Annotated in this window: 15 protein-coding genes and 1 tRNA gene; 4 read left to right on the top strand and 12 right to left on the bottom strand. The window is 71.3% G+C overall.

Going from position 1 to position 13,218, the window contains the following annotated elements:
- The 3 genes from ACLBYE_RS09235 to ACLBYE_RS09225 form a co-directional block, all read right to left on the bottom strand.
- The coding region (locus ACLBYE_RS09235) for an ATP-binding protein (RefSeq protein WP_447693918.1) at positions 1–1,613 on the bottom strand (1,613 nt) is incomplete at its 3' end.
- Between the two features lie 85 nt (positions 1,614–1,698).
- A complete protein-coding gene (locus ACLBYE_RS09230; protein WP_447693917.1) occupies positions 1,699–2,736 on the bottom strand; it encodes an HD-GYP domain-containing protein in 1,038 nt (345 codons plus the stop codon).
- A gap of 53 nt (positions 2,737–2,789) precedes the next feature.
- On the bottom strand, positions 2,790–4,181 hold the full coding sequence (locus ACLBYE_RS09225) for a TadE/TadG family type IV pilus assembly protein (protein WP_447693916.1): 1,392 nt from the start codon (positions 4,179–4,181) through the stop codon (positions 2,790–2,792).
- A 428-nt stretch (positions 4,182–4,609) separates the two neighbouring features.
- Here ACLBYE_RS09225 and ACLBYE_RS09220 point away from each other — a divergent pair, with 428 nt between their 5' ends.
- Both ACLBYE_RS09220 and ACLBYE_RS09215 read left to right on the top strand, forming a co-directional pair.
- A complete protein-coding gene (locus ACLBYE_RS09220; protein WP_447693915.1) occupies positions 4,610–5,221 on the top strand; it encodes a TadE/TadG family type IV pilus assembly protein in 612 nt (203 codons plus the stop codon).
- Complete coding sequence (locus tag ACLBYE_RS09215; RefSeq protein ID WP_447693914.1) at positions 5,215–5,802, top strand: TadE/TadG family type IV pilus assembly protein; 588 nt, start codon at positions 5,215–5,217, stop codon at positions 5,800–5,802. Before ACLBYE_RS09220 ends, ACLBYE_RS09215 begins: the two co-directional genes overlap by 7 nt.
- A gap of 88 nt (positions 5,803–5,890) precedes the next feature.
- On the opposite strand, the gene ACLBYE_RS09210 is transcribed toward ACLBYE_RS09215, so the two are convergent.
- Positions 5,891–6,112, bottom strand: a complete 222-nt coding sequence (locus ACLBYE_RS09210; protein ID WP_020092213.1) for a hypothetical protein — start codon at positions 6,110–6,112, stop codon at positions 5,891–5,893.
- A gap of 447 nt (positions 6,113–6,559) precedes the next feature.
- Between ACLBYE_RS09210 and ACLBYE_RS09205 the strand changes: the two genes are divergently transcribed.
- On the top strand, positions 6,560–6,727 hold the full coding sequence (locus ACLBYE_RS09205) for a hypothetical protein (protein WP_447693913.1): 168 nt from the start codon (positions 6,560–6,562) through the stop codon (positions 6,725–6,727).
- A gap of 60 nt (positions 6,728–6,787) precedes the next feature.
- Here ACLBYE_RS09205 and ACLBYE_RS09200 read toward each other — a convergent pair whose 3' ends face one another.
- A complete protein-coding gene (locus tag ACLBYE_RS09200) occupies positions 6,788–7,183 on the bottom strand; it encodes an energy transducer TonB (RefSeq protein ID WP_447693912.1) in 396 nt (131 codons plus the stop codon).
- An 87-nt stretch (positions 7,184–7,270) separates the two neighbouring features.
- Positions 7,271–8,020 carry a sigma-70 family RNA polymerase sigma factor gene (locus ACLBYE_RS09195; protein ID WP_447693911.1) on the bottom strand — a complete coding sequence of 250 codons (750 nt, stop codon included), beginning with the start codon at positions 8,018–8,020 and terminating at the stop codon, positions 7,271–7,273.
- Between the two features lie 299 nt (positions 8,021–8,319).
- Between ACLBYE_RS09195 and ACLBYE_RS09190 the strand changes: the two genes are divergently transcribed.
- Positions 8,320–8,565, top strand: coding sequence for a hypothetical protein (locus tag ACLBYE_RS09190; RefSeq protein ID WP_020092217.1), 246 nt, complete (start codon positions 8,320–8,322; stop codon positions 8,563–8,565).
- A gap of 35 nt (positions 8,566–8,600) precedes the next feature.
- Here ACLBYE_RS09190 and ACLBYE_RS09185 read toward each other — a convergent pair whose 3' ends face one another.
- The 6 genes from ACLBYE_RS09185 to ACLBYE_RS09160 all read right to left on the bottom strand — a co-directional run bounded on the left by ACLBYE_RS09185 (position 8,601) and on the right by ACLBYE_RS09160 (position 13,209).
- Positions 8,601–8,852 carry a metal-sensitive transcriptional regulator gene (locus ACLBYE_RS09185; RefSeq protein ID WP_447693919.1) on the bottom strand — a complete coding sequence of 84 codons (252 nt, stop codon included), beginning with the start codon at positions 8,850–8,852 and terminating at the stop codon, positions 8,601–8,603.
- 154 nt (positions 8,853–9,006) lie between these two features.
- The gene (locus ACLBYE_RS09180; protein ID WP_020092219.1) at positions 9,007–9,864 is read right to left on the bottom strand and encodes a manganese catalase family protein; all 858 of its coding nucleotides are present in this window, start codon (positions 9,862–9,864) and stop codon (positions 9,007–9,009) included.
- Positions 9,865–10,288: 424 nt separating this feature from the next.
- On the bottom strand, positions 10,289–10,570 hold the full coding sequence (locus ACLBYE_RS09175) for a hypothetical protein (protein ID WP_020092220.1): 282 nt from the start codon (positions 10,568–10,570) through the stop codon (positions 10,289–10,291).
- A 123-nt stretch (positions 10,571–10,693) separates the two neighbouring features.
- Positions 10,694–10,768: transfer RNA gene (locus ACLBYE_RS09170), tRNA-Thr, on the bottom strand.
- A 103-nt stretch (positions 10,769–10,871) separates the two neighbouring features.
- The gene (locus ACLBYE_RS09165; protein WP_447693910.1) at positions 10,872–11,306 is read right to left on the bottom strand and encodes an NUDIX hydrolase; all 435 of its coding nucleotides are present in this window, start codon (positions 11,304–11,306) and stop codon (positions 10,872–10,874) included.
- Between the two features lie 226 nt (positions 11,307–11,532).
- The gene (locus tag ACLBYE_RS09160) at positions 11,533–13,209 is read right to left on the bottom strand and encodes a heme biosynthesis HemY N-terminal domain-containing protein (protein WP_447693909.1); all 1,677 of its coding nucleotides are present in this window, start codon (positions 13,207–13,209) and stop codon (positions 11,533–11,535) included.
- Positions 13,210–13,218: the final 9 nt, after the last annotated feature.

The following is a 13,218-nucleotide window of genomic DNA, read 5'->3' as shown; positions in this document are numbered from 1 at the left end:
GCGAAGCCGGCCGCGCGCAGGCCGGCCGCGAGCGCGGCGCGGGTGGCGGGACCGGCCGTGTCGAGCGCGATCGCGGCCGGCACCGCGTCGCGGCGCCGGACCGGGCAGGCCGGCTCGGCGACCGTCACGGGGATGCGCGCCGAGAAGGTCGAGCCCGCGCCGACGCGGCTCGTCACCGCCACGGTGCCGCCCATCGCGGCGACGATCTGCTGGGCGATCGAGAGCCCGAGGCCGGTGCCGCCGAACCGGCGCGTCGTCGACTGGTCGGCCTGCGAGAAGGCCGAGAAGATCGTCGCCAGCTTGTCCTGCGGGATGCCGATCCCGGTGTCGGAGACCGCGATCACGAGGCACCCGTCGGCGGCATCGACCGTCATCCGGACGGCGACGTGACCGGCCTCGGTGAACTTCAGCGCGTTCGACACGAAGTTGCTCAGCACCTGCCCGAGGCGAACCGGGTCGCCGAGGATCGCCCGCGGCACCTCCGGCCCGACCTCGGCCGCGAGGTCGAGCCCGGCCGTCCGGGCCCGCTCGGCGAAGAGCGTCACCGCGGTGTCAGCGAGCTCCGCGGGGCTCACGGGCACGCGCTCGAGCTCGAGCTTGCCCGCCTCGACCTTCGCGAAGTCGAGGATGTCGTTGATGATCGCCAGGAGCGACCGGCCGGACCGGGCGATGACCTCGGCGTAGCGGCGCTGGCGCGCCGGCAGGTCGGACCCCGCCAGCAGCTCGGCCATGACCAGGACGCCGTTCATCGGGGTCCGGATCTCGTGGCTCATCGTGGCCAGGAAGGCCGACTTGGCGGCGTTGGCGGCGTCGGCGGCCTGCTTGGCCTCGCTCAGGTCGGCCGTCCGGGCGCTGACCTCCGCCTCGAGGTGGGCGCTGTGGGCGGCGAGGCGGTGATCGCGCTCGTTCACCGCGGAGAGCAGGTCGTTGAAGGTCCGCGCCAGCGCGCCGACCTCGTCGTCGCCGCCCACGGGCGCGCGCTGCGCGTAGTCGTGGCGCAGGCGGACCGCCTCCATGGTGCGGGCGAGGGCGGCGAGCGGGCGCGTGACGCTGCGCTGCAGGTAGAGCGACACGCCGACGCCGATCGCGACGGCGAGCAGCGCCGCCAGCGCGGCGTTCTGCGCGGCGGCCCAGAGATGGCCGAGGATGTCGTCGGTCTCGCCGATCAGCACGACCCGGCCGACCGGGACCCCGTTCTCCACGATCGGCGCGGTCGCCTGGAGGCTGCGGGTGGCGAGCAGGTGCAGGAGCGACAGGTCCGCGCCGTCCTGGGCGGCGTCCCGGGTCAGGCGCAGGCCGATCCCCTGCTCGGCGAGCACGGACCCGTCCGGCCGCTCGATCGCCCCGTAGACGATGGACGGCACCTTGCCGATCGCCCGCAGCGACGCGTCCGCCCCGTCGGCGTCGCCCGCCGCGGTAGCCCGGGCGCCCCCATGCGCGAAGACCTGCGCGACGGCCTCCAGCGCCGCCTGCTTGTCGGCGGCGTAGCGGGCGACCTCGCGCCAGACCGACAGGGCCGCCGCCAGGACGAGCGCCGCCGTGACGGCGCCGGTCACCGCCAGAGCCAGCCGGCCCGCCAGGGAGCGCCTCGGCCTCAGCCACGCGAGATGCACGCTCGGCTCCTTCAGGTGGCCCGGTCGGGCCCGATCGCGGGGAGGGAAGGGAAGGGCGGTAAGGGGGACGGTACCGGGGAGCGGATCAGGCAGCGGCGCGCAGGCAGGTCCGCGTCACCGCGTCCCAGCCCGCGAGGAACGCCGCGACGCAGCGCGGGTCGAAGTGGCGGCCGGCCTGGTCCGCCACGAAGGCCCGCGCCCGCTCGAGCGGCCAGGCCGCCTTGTAGGGCCGCTCGGTTACCAGGGCGTCGAACACGTCCGCCACCGCCACGATGCGGCCCGAGAGCGGGATCCCCTCGCCGCGCAGGCCCTTCGGGTAGCCGGTTCCGTCCCAGCGCTCGTGGTGGCTCTCGGCGATCTCGGCGGCGAGCCGCACGACGTCGGAGGTGCTGCCCTCCAGGATCCGCCGGCCGCGCTCGGCGTGCTTCTCCATCTCGGCGCGCTCCTCGGCGGAGAGCGGTCCCGGCTTGAGCAGGATCGCGTCGGGCACGCCGATCTTGCCGACGTCGTGCATCGTGGAGGCGAGCTTCAGGATCCGGATCTCCTCCGGGCCGAAGCCGAGGTTCCGGGCAATGACGCCCACGTAGCCGGCCACCCGGGCGATGTGGTCGCCGGTATCGGTGTCGCGGTGCTCGGCGGCCCGCATCAGCAGGGCGATGATCTCGCGCTCCCGCGCCTCGATGACGGCGACCGCCGCCGCGACCTCGCGGGCGAGCCACGCGGCCCGGTCCTGCTCCTGCCGGTGGGCCGCGCTGATCTTCATCAGGTTGGTGATGCGGGCCTGAATCTCCACGGGATCGCAGGGCTTGCCGAGGAAGTCGGTGGCGCCGGCGCGCAGGGCCTCGTGGCGCAGGCTGCGCTGGTCGAGGCTCGTCACCATCACGATCGGCACGTGCGCGAAGCCCGGGACCGCCCGCGCCGCCGCGATCACCTCGAGGCCCGTCAGGCCGGGCATGTCGTAATCGGTGACGACGACCCCGATCCGGTCGACATGCGCCCGCAGGAAGTCGAGCGCCGTCACGGGGCACGTGAAGGCGACCGGCTCGCAGTCGGCCACGGGCTTGAGCGCCTGCATGATCAGCAGGTTGTTCATCTCGGAATCGTCGAGGATCAGCGCGAGCACCGTGTCACTCCCAGGCGACGAGTCGTCGACGCAGGATCCGCATCGCGTCCTCCCTACTGGGACAGCAGCAGCTTGCCCGAGAGGGGTCCGACCCCCTTCGGCACCGGCACGCTGGTCCCGTCGTAATTCGCGTTCAGATAGAGGTTCGGGCCCTGGTACAGGTTGACCTGCTGGGCCACGATCACCGTGTAGGCCGACTGGTCCGCGACGGGCTTGTCGGCGTCGATCACGACACGGCCGGCCGGCAGGTAGAGCGTCCCCAGCATGGTCCGCGCGTTGTCGCTGATGATGCGGTAGGTCCGCATGGGCTTGGTCGCGGCCAGCGGCGGCGGGGTCGGCGGCGGTGGCGGCGGCCCGGGCAGCAGCGGCGTGACGGTCTGGTCCACCAGGCCGGCGAGGATCGCCGCGGGGTCGACGGGATCGCTGACCGAGCGCTCTTCCATCATCAGCAGGCCGGCCATAGGGCCGGTGGTCGGCGCCGACAGGCTGACCGTGGTCTTCTTGTCGAAGAGGAGGCCGCCCTTGTTGCCGGTGAAGTAGAAGGCGACGTCGGTCCCCGTCATGGCGGCATTCTTGTCGACGATGAGCGGGCCGTCCTTCATCACGTAGATGCCGGCGCGCAGCGTCACGGAGGCGTTCTTGGTGATGTACAGGCCGCCGCAATAGGTGCCCGGATCGAGGGTGACGCTCTGGTCGACGAGGTTGCCGCCGGTGACGCGCTTGCTGTTCGCCGAGGACGGGATCGCCGTGCACGCGCCGACCGGCGGCGCCGCCCGGTCCTTCAGGGGGTCCTGGATCGGCGGGCAGCCCGTCTGCGGCGGCGGCGCGAAATTCGCGCGGGCGCCGTCGAAGCCGCCCGCCGTGCAGATCGTCTGCGCCCGGGCATAGGCGCTGTCCTTGCCGACCATGCCGCGCGGGCTCTGCGAGTTGCTGTAGAGCGAGCAATCCTGTGCAGTGACCTCGGCGCTCTTCTCCAGCTCGAACGCGCCGGCTGCGAGCGGGTCCAGCGTCAGGAGGCACAGGCGCATCTTGCCGACGACGCGGACCGTCGAGCGGACCGAGACCTTGACGGTGGGCACCCCGACGAAGCCGCCGAAAGCGAGCTTGACGGTCTCGTCGACCGTCGTCGCGACGCTGGTCTTGTCGTCCGCCACGTCGACCCGGAGGGCGTAGGGACTCTCGGGCCGCGGCGCCGCCTGGGCGTGGACCGTGTCGACCACGATGCTCTTGGCCGCCGCCGAGGTCGAGACGGCGAGCTTGAGGTAGTTGCCCGCCGCGAGGACTCCGGCATCGGCCGCGTTCTGGAGCTGGCTGCGCCGCGAGGCGAGGCGGGCGTAATCGATGCCGCCCCCGGTCAGGCCGAGCAGCACCACGGCGCTCAGGCCGAAGGTCAGGGCGACCGAGCCGGACCGGTCCGTCAGGGCCCGCGGGCCGGCGCGGAGCACTCTCCAGAACTGGGAAATGGACGCGTCTCCCAGGGCGGGACCGGATCGGCGGCTGCGGCGGCACCGGCCACCGAACCGTTGGCCTAAGGCACAGCTCCTAAGAATCCGTGGCGTCCGAGCACCGCGAAGCTATCGCCACGCGATAGAGCCGCCTTTAGCTGTGAACAACTTCTATATGCGGCCGTACAATGCCCGGCACCGTCTCGACGACTGACCGCCTCACCGGCCGGCCGTCGAATGAACACAGCAGCACACAACCTCAGGGTGAATTTGCGTCCTCATCACAGATCGCGGCCGCAAAATCTTGCTGAACCCGCAATTTCTACCCAGATTTGAACCGTTTTTAAACGGCCTCATCATAGGGTTATTTCCGTCCGTGCCTCTACGGCCGGACGGCGGCAGGCACGGACCTGCAGAGTTCGTTTGGCATGATGGGCATCTTTCGTCGCGTCGCGACCGCCCGCCGTCCGGGCGGGACCGAGGACCGCGCCGGCACGGCCGGACGCGTCCGACGGTTCGCCGGCCACCGGACCGGCGCCTCCGCGGTGGAGTTCGCGCTCCTGGCCGCGCCGTTCCTGGCCCTCCTGGGCGTCGTGGCGGAATCCGGCGTCATCGCGATCGAGCAGCAGACGCTGGACATCGCGGTCGACCGGAGTGTCCGGCAGCTGCGAACCGGCACCTTCCAGGACGGCTCCGACGGCAGCGATCCGAGCGAGCGCCTCCGCAGGATCGTCTGCACCGGCCCCTCGGCGCTGTTCCCCTGCGCCGACCTGCGCCTCGACGTCTCCCGGACGCCCTCGTTCTCGACCTCGCAGCCGGCGGAGCCGTTCGACAAGACCACGAAGACCTGGACGCCGGGCTTCGGCCAGCGCTTCGAGTGCCCGCAGGGCGGCGACACCGTCACGGTCCGGGTCGCCGTGCCGGTGATGCGGCTGTTCCAGATGCTGGATTTCACCGGCCGGATCATGGCCGACAAGACTCAGCTGCTTGTCACGACCGAGATCTTCCGGGCCGAGGATTACGAGCCCAAGCCGTGCTGAGCGGTCGCCTGCGCGCCCGCCTGATCCGCCTGATCGGCAACCGGGAGGGCGTGAGCGCGATCGAGTTCAGCGTGATCGCCCCGATCCTGCTGCTGATCCTGATGGGATCGATCGAGCTGCCCCGCGCCTACATGATCGGGAAGCGGCTTGACAACGCGGCGGCCACGATGGCGGACCTGATCTCGCGCGGCAGCTACGCCGACCTCAAGCCGGTCTTCGCCGCGACGAGCGCGATCTCCAATCCCTACGACGTGAGCCGGGCGAGCATCGTGCTGACGGCGGCGGGCACCTACAGCGACGGCAGCTCGGCGGCGACCAAGGTCTGCTCGAGCGCCGAGTCCAACGGACAGGCCCGCACGGCGGGCTCCTCGCTCGGCGCACCGCCCGCCGGGATGACCCGGAACGGCGACCGCTTCGTCGTGTCGGAAGTCACGATGACCTACCACCCGATCTTCCCGGTCCTCTCGAACCTGACCCGGTGGACCTTCCGATACAAGAAGATCTGGCCGGTGCGCGGCGGCGAGATCTACAACGGGCAGAGCGAGGTAGTTCTGCCGGGGGGAAAACCCTGCCCAGCCTGACGGATAGGCTGACGCTTCGTACCGGCCCGGCTCTGCGGCCGGCGCCACCGGATGACCCGGTGACGCCGGATCGCGGACACGCCCCGCCTCAGCGGGCCGGGACCGCGGTGGCGACGACTCGCCGCGAGGCCGGGCTCGCCGGGACGAGACGCGGCGTCGTGGCCAGCTCGGAGGCCGGCCGAACGGCGGCCGTGGGACGCGCCTGCTCGCGATAGAGCGGCGGGGTCAGCGCGATGCTCTCGTCGGCGCGGGCGGCACCGATCATCGGAACGGCAGCGAGGGCGGCGAGAACGATGGTGCGAACGGTCATGATCTGAAGTCCTCTCGTTGTCCGGGGCGTGCCCGGTTTCGAGGGGATATCTACGCTGCAGAGCAACATGATCCAAACAGATGCGATCGATTTGCATTATCGATCCTGTCAATGATGGATCGCCGGCGAAACTGCCGGCCGGCGCCGCCGTCTTCCTGGCTCGCATTCTGCATCCTCGGGCGGCCGGCGCAGAGTGAAGGCGTTGCTGGACGCGGGCCGTGACCGGATCGTCCGACGACGGACGGCCCCGGCGGACGGGCCGAGTTAATGCAAAATTAAAACTCCCCCCCGAATGTCGGGCACGCAGTCGAAAATCTTCGAAATACCAGAGGTTTAGCGCGTAAAACTTTATCTGTTCGCGCGGAAGGAGACGGCCCGTTGCTGGTTGCGGCCCTGCTTTTCGCGGTGGGCATATGGGAGGGCTGGCGGTATCGGGCATCGGTTCTGATGGCCAGCTCGATGCTGGTCACCCTCGGGTGGCTGGCCCTCTCGATCTTCGTCTGGGCCCAGCTCGACGCCGAGAAGGTGCTGCTGCTCTTGGCCTACCTCACCGCCCTCCAGGCCGGCTATCTCGTCGGGGCCTATATCAGCACCGATACCGGCCCGAGCCGCTGACCGGTCCGGCGGCGCCGCCGGGATCGGGGTCCGGCCGGCCCACGCATACGCAGCGCGCGCTCAGTGGCCAAGCGCGACCGGGATGCTGAGATCGACGATCCCGTCCACACCCAGGAGTGCGGCGGGCGGCGCGGGCGCCGGACTGATGCCCTGCACGGCGCGGAGCGCCCGCTGATCGAGCTTCGCCGAGCCCGAGCTCTCCTCGATCTCCGCGCCCTGAACCGCACCGTCCGCGGCGATCTGCACGTGGACGACCACGGTTCCGCGGCCACGGCCCGGTCCCGGCCGCGTCCCGGCGCGGTCCGCGGCATCGATCCGCGTGACGAGGTCGGAGAGCCAGGCCCGCGCGGCGGATCCCGGCGCGGTCCGCGCCGCCACCGCCGCCGACGAAAGGGCGAGGCCGAACACGACGGCAGCGGCGATCACGGCGCGCGGCAGCATGGGGAGCGGCGACATGGGGAACGGCGGCTCCTCGAGCCCGGGATCGGGGATCGACCCTACGCGCAGAGGCGGGTCCCTAGCGACCCCGTCCGCCGGTCGCCGTCACGAGACAGCGGTGGATTTCCGGCCCTTCGGCCCCGCAGCGGCCAGCATGACGTCGTCGCTGCCGACCTCGAGGCCGGTGTAGCCCAGCATCTCGGCGAGCTGCGTCCGGGCCCGCCAGACCCGGCTCTTCACCGTCCCGATGCGGCACTGCATGACGGCGGCGGTCTCCTCGTAGGTGAGGTTCTCGATCGCCACGAGCACCAGCGCCTGCCGCATCGGCGGCGCCAGGCGGTCGAGGGCGGCCTGGACGTCGCTCAGGTCGAGATGGCCGCCCTGCTCGGGCAGCGAGACCATCCGCTCCGCCTGCGCGCCGTCCTCGTCCTGCACCTCGCGCCCGCGCTTGCGGTGCTCGTTGTAGAACTGGTTGCGCATGATGGTGAACAGCCACGCTTCCAGGTTCGTGCCCGGCGCGAAGCTCGCGCGTGAGCGCCAGGCCCGGAGGAGCGTGTTCTGCAGGAGGTCGTCGGCACCGACATGGCTGCGCAGGAGCGAGCGGGCGAAGCGCTGCAGGTTCGGCACCAGGGCGAGGAGCGAGGCCTGGAACGCCTTCTCGCGCCCGTCCTGCGCCCGGCCGAAGGCGCCGTCGAGCAACCTCAGCAGTTCGGCGAAGCGATCCGCGATGGTCGGCTCGACGTTGTCCTGCGCGTAGGTCGCCGCGAGCAGATGGCCGAGGTGATACTGCACGCTGTCGGGGAGCCGGGGGCCCTGCGCGTCGATTGTATCAGCGTCGAGCGAGAGTTCGAGCATGATAGCCGATCACCTGAAGGGTATGAAAAATCGCGTGGCGCCATTAATCCCCGATCACGCCGCATCCGCCGCAACATAGATCAGCGGATAGGCGCATATTCGGACCGATATATGCTGGCGTCCGCGACAATCGCGACAGAGATGTCCACGGAAAGAGGGAGTTCGATGAGGTCATACGCACCGGAAAACTGTTCTCCGCACGGCCGTATCTGCGGCACCGCACGCGGAGGTCTCGCTGCTGCGAATGCCCGTCCTGTGCGGGGCGGGTGCGGGACGCTCTCGACCGCGGGATCGCGCCCATGACCCGGCTCTCCGATCTCGAGGACGATCCCGCCTTCCAGGAGGCCGTCCTCGCCGTTCGGGGTGCGGCCAGCACCCTGAGCGGCCGGGCCGTGACCGTCGAGGAGGCCCGGTTCCTCGTCGGCATCGCCCTGACGACCTTCGCGCATGCCGGCGGTCTCGAGGAGCCCAGCCGCAGCCGGCTGGCCCGTTTCTCGGCCCGCATCGGGCCGGGCACCGTCGTCGAGACGCTGACCAAGCACTGAGCGTGGGCGCCGGGCGCGCGGGCCGGCGCCCCGGCCTATCCGGCCTCCACCATGGCCGCCCGCAGAACCCGGAGGAGGTCCGCCATGACCGCCTCCCGGTCCGGATCGCGCGCCGCGAGACGGAGCCCCGCGGCGACGTGCTGGTCGATGATCAGGAGGCCGACCTCGCGCAGGGCCGCTGTGGCGGCCCGGATCTGCTGGACCTCGTCGAGGCAGTGCCGGTCGGCCTCGACCATCGCCCGCAGGCCCCGGACCTGACCCTCGATCCGCGCCAGTCGCCGGACCAGCGGGGCGCGCTCCGCGTCGGTCCGGGCGAGGCAGACACGACCGTCGACGAGCGTGCCGCGTGTCACCGTCCTGCGAGCCACCAGTTCCCGTCCGCGCGCGGGTCGCGGCGCACCGGAGCGCCGCGACCTCGGGTGAGCCGTCCCGGCCGGCGGATCAGCCGATCTGCTGGCTCTCGGCGCCGCTGTCCGGCCGGGCCGGGCCGAGCACCGGCTCCTCGCCCATCGGCTGGTTCTGGACGACGCTGAACTCGCCCTTGCCGTCGAGCGACGGGCCCTGGGTCCAGCGCCCGGCCGGCGGCGGCGAGCCGTCCGCCGACGTGGAGAAGAAGTTGTAGTTGAACTTCTGATTCTCCTTCTCCTGCGGGAAGGAGTTCGGGATCGGCAGCGTGCCGGCGTGGCCGCCGAGCTCCTCGATCACCGCCAGCCATTGCTGCTGGTGCATCGTGTCGCGGGCGATGAGGAAGCTCCACATGTCGCGCATGCCGGCATCGTTGGTGGCGTTGTAGAGCCGCACCGCCAGAACGCGCCCGGTGCTCTCGGCGGCGACGTTGCAGTACATGTCGGCCGCGATATTGCCGCTGGCGTAGATGTGGCTCATGTCGAAGGATTGGCCGTCGGAATTGCCCGGGAAGGCGGCCATGCCGGTCGACAGCAGCGTCTTGTGCAGCATGCCCTCGGCGATGTGGCGCGGGTTCTCGCCGCCCATCACGGCGCCGACGATCGCGTCGGCCGCCCCGGCCTCCTGGACCTTGGTGGGGGCGTTCTCGAGGTTCAGCGCCACCGCGGTCGCGAGCATCTCGATATGGCCGATCTCCTCGGTGGCCGTATTGAGCAGCATGTCGCGGTACTTGGTCGTCGGGGCGCGGTTCCCCCAGGCCTGGAAGAAGTACTGGAAGGCGACCCGGATCTCGCCCTCGATCCCGCCGATCGCCTGCTGGAGCATGCGGGCGTAGATCGGGTCGGGGCTGTCGACCTTGACCGGGTACTGAAGCCGCTTGTCGTGATAGTACATGATGTCTGTCCCTCGCGAGAGGCACGGCGTGCTCAAGCCCACCGCACGATCGGCCGTCGGCCCGGTACTCCGTGGGAGCATCGCGCCTCGCACCCTGTCCAACCCCGCTTCGGGACCACGGTTCGATCTTTCGCGAATTTTATAACGATCAATATTTGACCGAACGCGTTTTTCCGCGCCCTGCCAGGGTATTGGCTTGAAAATCTGCGATCATGGCCGCGCTCAACCGGCCAGGATTACACAATGTAAGTTAAGAGCGCCTCACCCATGTTAAGGGGGCGCCGCGAATGACCCGATCAGCGGCCACTTCCTCTGCGCGCGATGCGCCGCGTGAGGGCGCTCGGTGGTCGGACAGCGGACAGCTCTCTCGGGATCGCCGAGGGCACGCGCGGCGCGGCCGCGGAACGCGCCGCTCTACGGGCGCCTACAGGAGTCCGGTGCGCCGGGCGAGCATGATCCCGAAGGCGAGGCACGCGGCGAGGCTGACGGCCAGCATGGCGACGTTGGTCCAGAACCGGACCGGCCGGCTGGACCCATCGATCCCGCTCGCCCGCAGCCGCACCCACGGCACGTAGAGGTAGAGGGCGATCAGCGTCAGGATCAGGAACGCGAAGGTGGCGACCCGCCCGGTGATCAGGGCCGCGCCGGCGAGGACCGCCCAACCGATGACGAGGCCCAGCATGGTGAACAGGGCAGTCGAGTTCACGTCCGCGCATCCCCTTCAGCGGATGGTGTCGGCCGGACAGCCGACGCGATCCTCAGTCTGCGACGAGTTCCGCTAGGGAACCGTTAGCATCGTCCGGACTGATTGCGAGATCGGGAAGGTTTCTGGTGCTGCGAGAGAGGATTGAACTCTCGACCTCTTCATTACCAATGAAGTGCTCTACCACTGAGCTACCGCAGCAGGTGACCGGGGCGCTCCCGCGGGGGGCGTGTCCGTCCGGCCGAGTGGGGCCATAACGGATCGCCGCCGGGTTGGCAACGCCGTGTTGCGCTTCCGCGCCGTTTTAGGTGCGCGATGCGGCCCGGATCAGGGCGGCAAGCCCGGGCTCGGACACGGCCTCGGCGGCGTCCGACGGGGTGAACCAGCGGAGTTCCCGCTGGCGCGCCTCCGGGAAGTGCTTGAGCTGCTTGCGCACCTCCAGCGGAAACACCTTCACCTGGCACAGGACGGTGTCGAGGTTCCTCAGACGCTTCTGGTAGAGGTACAGCCCGATCGGCCGCTTGCCGACCGCACCGCGCAGGCCGGCCTCCTCGTAGGCCTCCCGCGCGGCCGCCTCGAACGGCTTGCGACCCTTCATCGGCCATCCCTTGGGGATGACCCAGCGGCGGCTCTCCCGGGAGGTCACCAGCAAGATCCTGGTCTTGCCGTCCCGCCCGTGCCGGAACGGCAGGGCCCCGACCTGCCGGCGCGGCTCTCCGTCCTCGTCGAGGACGGTCACGGCCGTACCGGGCGACGCGGGACGCCCCTCCGATCCGACCGGATCGACGGCGTGCGCGGGCTGTGAGCGGGCTGGGGGATGATCGGATCCTCGGTCGGCAGCTCACGACAAGCTACACGGAGCGCCGGCTCATTCAACTTGCAATAGTCGAACGCCGCGGCGTGTCCGTGATCCCGCGGCGCTCCTGTCATCCCGCGCTCAGACGGCCGGCGCGCCGTGAAACCGGTCACCCGATCCGACGAACCGGCCGCTCACCCGAGCCGGAAGGCGGCAGCGCCGCGGACGCCATCCCGGCCGAGACCGGGTCGGCACCGGCCGCCTTCGCGGCGCCCGCCTTGGCCGGAAGGACGGTCGGGATCGGGCCGGTGGAGGTCGACGCCGCGGACGTGACCGAGGTCGAGGATGCGGCGCGGGCCGACGCGGAGGTCGCCGTGGAAGTCGACGCGGGTGTCGGCGACGGGACCGGAGCCGTCGCGGCGGCGGGGGACACGGTCGGAGGCGACACGGGGGCCGATGGGGCGAGCGGTCTGGCGCCAGGCGCCGCGGCGTTCGGGGCCGCCGGCACGAGGGCCGGGCCGGCGGCGTCCGCCTCCGGCTGCACCGCGGGCGCGGCACCGAGCGTGTTCGGGGGCTCGCGCCACGCGAAGGCGTCGAGGCGCCCGGTCACCGGCGAGACCGGCGCCCAGGTATCGGTGGCGATCCCGTCGGCGATCCACACGCGGTCGCGCGGGGCGCGGGCGGCCCGGGCCAGCCACTCGCGGGCCTGACCGGAGGCGGCCCCGTGCTCGGCCTCCTCGATGGCCGCCATCATCAGGCAGGCCCGGGCGGTCGGACGCTCGGAGAGCAGGGGCTTCACGGCCTCGCGGGCCCGCTTGTAGTCCCGCGCGTCGAGGGCGGCCTGGCCCAGGGCGAGGCGGGATTCGGGATCCCAGACCGACAGCTTCGCCAGCACTTCGGCGCGGGCGAGGCGGTCGCGGACCGAATCGCCGGGACGCAGGCCCAGATAGACCTTCGCGAGGTCGGGATGGGGATTGGCCTTCCAGGCCGCCTCGACGATCCGGGCAGCCTTCTTGACGTCGCCGCGGCGGGCGAGGAGGCGGCCGGCGATGCAGGCCGCCGGCACGAGGTCGGGGGCGAGCTTGACCGCCTGCAGGACACGCTCCGTAGCGATCTCCGGCTCGCCGGCCTCGCGCTCGCCGGCGATGGCGGTGAGGAGCACCGCCCGCTGGCGCCGGGCCGCGGCCTTGTCGATCAGTCCGAGGGACGAGCGGCGCTCGATCGTCTCCAGGGCAGCCGCCCAGTCGCCGTCGGCGCTCTGCGCCTCCAGAAGAGCCTCGTTGGCCCAGGTCACGCTCGGGGCGAGGCGGGCGGCCTCGGTGGCGTAGGCGCGGGCGGCCGTCTCGTCCTCGCGGCGCCGGGCCTCGACGAACAGGCCGCGCAGGCCCAGGACCCGGGTCTCGGGATCGTCGACCATGCGCTGGAAGGCGCTCTCGGCCGCGTCCCGGTCGCCGGAGATCTGCGCCGCCTGAGCCTTGAGCAGCAGGGTCAGCGGCTCGTTGCCGAGGAGCCGCTCGGCGTCGCCCGCGAAGCGGCGGGCCGCCAGGGGATCGCCCGAGCCCACCGCCACCATGCCCCGCGAGAGGGCCGAGAGGCCCTTGGCCCGGCGCCGCTCGGCCGAGCCGCGGACCAGGGCCTCGGGCAGGCCGATGACACTGCGCACGATCGCCCAGAGGACGCCCAGGACGATCGCCGCCGCGATCACGCCGACGAGGGCGACCGCGAGGCTGGTGCCGATCTGGTAGCCGTTCCAGACGACGGTGACGGTGCCGGGCCTGTCGGCGATCCAGACCGCCCCGAAGGCGGCGAGTGCGAGCAGGGCCAGGAAGGCGAGGGCGCGCCACATGGGGTCAGT

This window comes from Methylobacterium sp. A52T (assembly GCF_053346095.1).
Note: the sequence above shows the minus strand (reverse complement) of the source record. Positions and strands in the feature narration are given on the sequence as shown.